The organism is Candidatus Kosakonia sp. 282A-S69, assembly GCF_029433855.1.
Taxonomy (GTDB): domain Bacteria; phylum Pseudomonadota; class Gammaproteobacteria; order Enterobacterales; family Enterobacteriaceae; genus Kosakonia; species Kosakonia cowanii_A.
The window spans coordinates 247,316-247,582 of record NZ_JAROAU010000005.1 but is presented as its reverse complement, the minus strand read 5'-3'; the positions used below and the strand labels follow the sequence as shown (position 1 = coordinate 247,582).

General features: G+C 39.0%; 1 protein-coding gene. It reads left to right on the top strand.

What is annotated here, in order from left to right; all coding sequences use genetic code 11:
* On the top strand, positions 1-267 hold a 267-nt coding region (locus tag PU683_RS22210), incomplete at both ends, for a major capsid protein (RefSeq protein ID WP_277174702.1).

Here is a 267-nt window from a genome sequence, read left to right as displayed (position 1 = left end):
ACCTGTACAACTCAATCGAATTGTTTGTATTGCACTCAAACCAGTATTTTGAATTGTTGGAAACTACATTCAAAAATGCAGAGCGTTTATTTGCCTTTGGCGGTATTTCCATTATGCGTAACGCATTAGGTCAAACGTTCTTAATTACTGACAACAAATCACTTGTAACCACAGAGGCAGACTATACACTTGGTCTGAAAAAAGGTTCAGTATTTGTGGGTTACGAACAAGACTACGAGGCGGAAATCGTGCCTATCGTTGGTAAAG